Annotated in this window: 5 protein-coding genes; all 5 read left to right on the plus strand. The window is 51.6% G+C overall.

Annotated elements, in window-relative coordinates:
• On the plus strand, window positions 1-656 hold a 656-nt coding region (locus tag HKN79_02305), incomplete at its 5' end, for an SAM-dependent chlorinase/fluorinase (protein ID NNC82384.1).
• Window positions 653-955 (plus strand): antibiotic biosynthesis monooxygenase, encoded by a 303-nt coding sequence (locus HKN79_02310; protein NNC82385.1) that lies wholly within the window; start codon window positions 653-655, stop codon window positions 953-955. The genes HKN79_02305 and HKN79_02310, both read left to right, overlap by 4 nt.
• Before the next feature lie 90 nt (window positions 956-1045).
• The gene (gene gldF / locus HKN79_02315) at window positions 1046-1777 is read left to right on the plus strand and encodes a gliding motility-associated ABC transporter permease subunit GldF (GenBank protein NNC82386.1); all 732 of its coding nucleotides are present in this window, start codon (window positions 1046-1048) and stop codon (window positions 1775-1777) included.
• Window positions 1771-3507 (plus strand): gliding motility-associated ABC transporter substrate-binding protein GldG, encoded by a 1737-nt coding sequence (gene gldG / locus HKN79_02320; GenBank protein ID NNC82387.1) that lies wholly within the window; start codon window positions 1771-1773, stop codon window positions 3505-3507. Before gldF ends, gldG begins: the two co-directional genes overlap by 7 nt.
• Before the next feature lies 1 nt (window position 3508).
• Complete coding sequence (locus HKN79_02325) at window positions 3509-4522, plus strand: hypothetical protein (GenBank protein NNC82388.1); 1014 nt, start codon at window positions 3509-3511, stop codon at window positions 4520-4522.
• The last annotated feature ends 280 nt before the right edge of the window (window positions 4523-4802 follow it).

Below are 4802 nucleotides of genomic sequence, written 5' to 3' on the forward strand. Positions count from 1 at the left end.
CTCAAGCCGCCTATCACATCCGGAATGTGTTCAAGGAGTTCCCTGAAGGGACGGTACATATCATAGGTGTGCGACCTGAATTGAGCACCAAGAATGCTCACGTGGTGGTCAGAAAGAACGGTCAATACCTGATAGGTGCTGACAATGGCATCTTCTCCTTCATATTCAACGAGCCGATGGATGAGGTCTTCGAATTGACCATCAGTCAGGATACGGATGACCTCACCTTCCCCACCAAGGATGTCTTCACCAAGGCGGCCATCCATCTGGCCAAAGGGGGTACGCCTGAGGTGATAGGTCGTAAGACGGAATTGAAGAATGTATTCAGCCGACTCCAGCCCATCACCGATGCCAATAGTATACGCGGCCACGTGACCTACATCGATTCCTATGAGAATGTCATGACCAATATCTCGGAGCAGATGTTCCAGGATATAGGAGCAGGGCGGGAATTCCAGATCCATTTCCGAAGGGAGCAGATTCGCAAGATCAACAAGACCTATAATGCCGTAGAATCCGGTGAGGCGGTGGCCTTGTTCAATTCGCGCAGATTCTTGGAGATCTCCTTCAATCAAGGCTCTTTCCATGGGGCTGGAGGAGCAGCATCCCTCTTCGGCCTCAAGGTGGATGATATGATACGTATGGAGTTCCTATGATCAGGCGCATCGTTAAAATGACCTTCCGAGAAGAGCACATCGAGGACTTCGAGAGGCTCTTTGCTGAGCACAAGGACCACATCCGGTCATTCAATGGTTGCCTACACCTGGAACTCTGGCAGGATCGATCCGATTCACGCATCTTCTTCACCTACAGCCACTGGCAGACCGAGGTCCACTTGGAGGCATATAGGCATAGTGCCTTATTCAAGCAGGTCTGGGCTCGGACCAAGGTGCTCTTCGATGAGCGCCCGGAGGCTTGGAGCGTGGACTTTAAAGCAGAAGGTTCTCAACTGTGAAAACTTGTTAAAGCTGTCCAGCCTACTGGATCGGATGGTGCGGAATAAAGATAATTTTGAGGCGTTCTAGAAATCAGGTTCCCCTCCCCTATGTGGGCATTGCTGAATAAAGAAATAAACGGATTCCTCTCGAGCCTCATAGGCTATGTGGTCATCATCGTCTTCCTACTGATGGTGAGTCTATTCATGTGGATATTCCCCGGTGACATGAATGTGCTGGACAAGGGCTATGCCGAGATGGATACCCTCTTCCTCATCGCACCCTGGGTCTTTCTCTTCCTGATACCGGCCATCACCATGCGCTCCTTCTCCGAGGAGAAACGCACCGGTACGTTAGAACTCCTACTCACCAAACCGCTGAGTGTCTGGCAGATCATCCTCGCCAAGTTCTTCTCGGGCTGGTTGCTGACCATCATCAGTATCCTGCCTACGGTGGTCTACTACTTCAGCATCTACAATCTGGCCGACCCCATCGGCAATGTGGACAGCGGGGGCATATTGGGATCCTATATCGGACTCGGATTCCTGAGTGCCGGATTTGTGAGCATAGGCATCTTCGCTTCATCGCTTACCGAGAATCAGATCGTGGCCTTCATTCTGGCCGTCTTCCTCTGCTTCTTCATCTTCATCGGCTTCGAGTCCATCGCCAGTTTCGACCTTCTGGGGCCTTTGGATAGCCTTATGCTCGATCTGGGGATAAACGAACATTACAGATCCATGAGCCGTGGGGTGGTAGATAGCCGGGATGTGCTCTACTTCCTGGGGCTGTGTACCGTATTCCTCCTACTGACCAAGACCAGCGTAGAAAGTCACCGATGGTAAGAAGCTACGGAAATAGGACCAAGAGTCTGTACCGCACTTTGGTCGGTATCGGCATCGTCATCTTGGTGGTGCTGCTAGGGAGCTTCCTTTTCATCCGCTGGGACCTGACCGAGGAGAAACGACATACCCTCACTCCCGCCAGTGTGGAAATGCTCGAAGGGCTGGATGATGTGGTCTTTGTCAAGGTCTACCTCAAGGGCGAGTATCCGGCAGAGTTCAAGAAGCTGGAGCAGGCTATACGCGAGCGGCTTGACGAGATGAAGGCCTACGCCCAGGACAATCTCGAGTACGAGTTCATCAATCCATCAGAGAGCGAAGACCGGGATGAGCGCAATGAACTCTACCAGTATCTGCAGGACTCCGGACTACAGTACACCAATATCACCTTCCAGAGCAAGGACGGTGTATCGGAGAAGATCATCTTCCCTGGAGCGTTGATCACCTATCGCAATCAGACCATGCCTTTGCAGATTCTCAAGAGCAATGAGCGGGCGGTGGATCCACAGATGATCAATAACTCGATCAACAATCTCGAGTATGAATTCGCCCATATCATCCGCAGGATCATCGAGGACAAACGGCCGAGCATCGCCTTCATCCAAGGTCATGGTGAGAGCGACCGTATGGAGACCTCTGATGCAGAGATCCTCCTGAGTGAGAGCTATAATGTCACCCGCGTGACCATCGATGGGAAATTGAGTTCACTGAGCATCCCCATGGACGATGAAGGCAAGACCCGACTCAACAAGTACGAACTCCTCATCATCTCCGATCCGGATAGTGCCTTCAGTGATGCCGATCGCTTCATGCTGGATCAATTCATCATGCGGGGTGGTAAGGTCATCTGGGCCGTGGATCCATTGATAGCGGATATGGACAGTCTGCGCAATTCGCAACAGACCATGGCCGTGAAACGCGAATTGGGCATCGAGGAGATGCTCTTCCAATACGGTGCACGCTTGGAGAACAACATGCTGCTCGATAGAAGTTGTGCGCCCATAGGAATCACTACAGGTATGATGGGCAACCAACCGCAGATAGAGATGTTCCCCTGGTACTTCAAACCGGTGATCGTACCCCGGGATGGACATCCCATCGTCTCCAATATCGATCCAGTGGTCACGGAATTCGTCAGCAGCATCGACACCATTGCTCGGCCTGAGATCAAGAAGACGGTACTACTACGCAGTTCTGAATTCACCCGCATCCTGCGTCCACCGGTACGCATCAACCTGAGCATCGTGAGTATCGACCCGGATTTCGGAGAGAAGAAGCGCCCTTATCAACCGATCGCTGTCCTGCTCGAGGGTAGATTCGAATCGGCCTTCAAGAACCGCATCAGTTCCACGTATCTGCAAGAGGGCTTCGAATTCCGCGAGAAGAGTGTGGAGAACAGCATGCTCGTCATCTCTGATGGAGACATCTTCCGCAACAGGGTATCGGCCGATGGGAAGAATTATTTCACCCTCGGATTCGACCGTTATGCAGGGCGTAAGATCTATGGCAACCGCGAATTCCTGCTCAATGCGGTCAATTATATGTTGGACGAGTCCAGTTTGATCTCTGTGCGTAACCGTACCATACGATTGCGGCAATTGAATCAAGAGATCATTCTCGAGGACCGGGGCATCATTCAGATGACCAATGTGGCCTTGCCTATCGTCATCATCATGATACTGGGTGGGCTGCTGAACTGGCTGCGGAATAAGCGATACAAGCAAGACGCCTAGTATGAAGAAGAATATCCTGTATTTATTGATCCTCATCCTGTTAGGAGGTGCCGTCTATATGCTCTACACATCAGAAGGAGCAAGCACTCTGGGACAGAAGGCACTGACCGATTTTGCCATTGCCGATACCTCCCAAGTGGGCAAGGTCATCATCGATGATGGGCGCAATGTCATCGAACTCGAACGGAGGGACGATGGGCACTGGTCACTGGATGATGAGTACATCGCCATGCCGCACCACATCGACCTGATGCTGCGCACCTTTAAGGCAGTGGGAGTCCAGAGCCCGGTCTCCAAATCGCAAAAAGACCAGGTGATGAAGATCATCGCTGGTGATACCCGCAAGGTGGAGATCTACGACTTGGAGGGGAACTGGATAAAGACCTGGTATGTAGGCCGATCGACCCAGAGCAATCAAGGCACCTTTGCCCTGCTGGAAACTCCACAGGATGGACTTTCCAATGAGCCATTTGTGATCGAGTACAGAGGATTCAGAGGATATCTCACCACGCGCTTCCATGCCATAGTGAGTGAGTGGCGCTGGACCGGACTCTTCAACTATCCTGAATTGGATTTCAAGAAGGTGCAAGTGGAGACCCCTCGAGTGCCAGAGGCCGGATTCAGCATCGATATCCAGGATCGGTATAAGGGTGAATTCACACTACGAGATCATGCGGGGAACGTGCTCGATAGACCCAAATCCAAGATCGGGGAATATCTCGGTGGATTCCAGTCCATCAATGTGGAGCATTTCGAGCCGGATATCACGGCTGCCCAAGAAGACTCCCTATTGGCCATGGACCCTTCCTTCCGCATTTCGGTCACCGGACCCGATGATTCGGTGAGAACGGCCGATATCTACTTCCGTAAGCCTCCAGTGGCCTTGGCCGCTCGCATGGGCGATGATGTGCCTGAGATCGACCCGGAGCGGGTGTATGTCCATTTCGATGGGGATGTGGCCTATGGACAGCGCCTGACCTTCGATAAGATCCTCCGCACGGTAGAGGATTTCTGATTCACTCCTGAATACATAAGCATTAGCCATCTTTCGATAATGCAGTGGGCCTGGAACAGACTTCGGCATTAACCAAATTCTTGTCGGTTAAATCATCGTAATATTGCGATATTACAAGCACTTGGAGGGCTGGGGTTCTCATCGAAAGGGCTAGCTCCGTGCTTTCATCATTTATCAACAGCCTTTCCAATTTCAGCGAATCCCCCTGCCTTTTTGACCATATTTGCGTCCCTTAAAAAATCTTGACGAAGGACATGAAATTCATCGTTTCCAGTACCGC

It is taken from the genome of Flavobacteriales bacterium (genome assembly GCA_013001705.1).
Taxonomy (GTDB): domain Bacteria; phylum Bacteroidota; class Bacteroidia; order Flavobacteriales_D; family JABDKJ01; genus JABDLZ01.